General features: G+C 70.3%; 2 protein-coding genes. Both read left to right on the top strand.

Annotated elements, in window-relative coordinates; all coding sequences use genetic code 11:
- Nucleotides 1-137: 137 nt before the first annotated feature.
- Entirely contained in the window at nucleotides 138-485 is a 348-nt protein-coding gene (locus ACFWR9_RS42745; RefSeq protein WP_383853113.1) for a minor capsid protein, read from the top strand.
- The gene (locus tag ACFWR9_RS42740) at nucleotides 478-903 is read left to right on the top strand and encodes a minor capsid protein (RefSeq protein ID WP_383853110.1); all 426 of its coding nucleotides are present in this window, start codon (nucleotides 478-480) and stop codon (nucleotides 901-903) included. Before ACFWR9_RS42745 ends, ACFWR9_RS42740 begins: the two co-directional genes overlap by 8 nt.
- Nucleotides 904-1,072: the final 169 nt, after the last annotated feature.

Below are 1,072 nucleotides of genomic sequence, written 5' to 3'. Positions count from 1 at the left end.
CCGTCCAGGCGCCGCCCGAGAGCCGGGTGACGCTCCCCGACGGCCGGACTGTCACTGTCATCGCTCAGCTGCGCCACGACGGCGGCAAGCTGCCGCTCCCCGACCACCTCGAAGTGCAGCTCACCTAGGAGGCCGCCGTGCAGTACACCCGCTTCAGGTTCGACGGCCGCCGCCAGTGGACCGCGCGCGGCCGGCGCATGGCCTCCGAGGGGCTGCGCCGAGGCCTGGAACACGTCCTCGCCGAGTCCCGGAAGATCGTCCCCTTGGACGAGGGCACCCTGGAGCGGTCGGGGAAGGTCGACGTGGACGGCCTGGAAGGGTCGATCTCGTACGACACGGTGTACGCCCGAAGGCAGCACGAGGAGCTGACCTGGCGGCACCTGCCCGGCCGGACAGCCAAGTACCTGGAACGGCCGATGAACTCGGAGCGTTCGGTGGTGCTGCGGATGATGTCGGTGCCGCTCAGGAGGTGGCTGCGTGGCTGACCTCCTGGACGGCCTGGCCCAGCACCTCGCGGGCAAAGGCCTCGTCACCTACGCCCCGGACGCCGTCGGCGGGGACTGCTTCATCGACGGCATGCCCTCCACCCCCAGCGAAGCGGTCGCTCTCACCAGCTACGACGACGCGGTGGAGCCCGACAGCCTCCTCGGCTACGACGAGCCGCGCGTCCAGGTCCGCGTGCGCGGCACGCGCGATCCTCGGGTGTCCCGGCAGCGCTGCAAGTCCATCCGCAACGAGCTGATCGGCCTCGGCCCGGTCGCCCTCCCCGACGGCACGGAACTGATCCTCGCCGTGCCCCTCGGCAGCGGCCCCTCGTCGATCGGCGCCGACGAGAACGGCTGGCACGAGCACGTGGCGAACTTCCGGATGGAGATCCGCAACGTCTCCCCGCACCGCGTCTGACCTCTCCCCTCCCGTCCTGTAGCCCGCGCGATTGGCCGCTGCGGGCAGTAAGCCATGCCCAAGGAGCAGCCATGCCGAAGTACAACGCCCGCGACGTCGTCTTCGAGATCGAGGACCCCGACACCCCGGACACGTGGGTGCGGATCGAGGGGATCAACACCTTCACCAA

Origin of the sequence: Streptomyces sp. NPDC058534 (assembly GCF_042717365.1) — a bacterium.
Taxonomy (GTDB): Bacteria; Actinomycetota; Actinomycetes; order Streptomycetales; family Streptomycetaceae; genus Streptomyces.
The sequence above is the reverse complement of the archived record's forward strand: the minus strand, read 5'-3'. Positions and strand labels throughout refer to the sequence as shown.